Consider the following 235-nt stretch of genomic DNA (forward strand, 5'->3'; position numbering starts at 1 on the left):
ATCTAGAAACATAATGTTTACATTTCGATACACGAACACCGAACAAACCATACGGAACGGATATACAATGGATACAGAATGGATACAGCGCGGATACACAACCGATACAGAAAAGTGTCATTTTCGATATACACCGATACAGGAATTTAACACTTTTTAACACACTATTTCTCTAAGCAAAATATAAACATAGGTTTTTTTAACCGTTTTTCACTTTAAATAATTTGAGTTTTTA

The sequence above is a fragment of the Empedobacter sp. UBA5036 genome (genome assembly GCF_002415215.1).
GTDB lineage: Bacteria > Bacteroidota > Bacteroidia > Flavobacteriales > Weeksellaceae > Empedobacter > Empedobacter falsenii_B.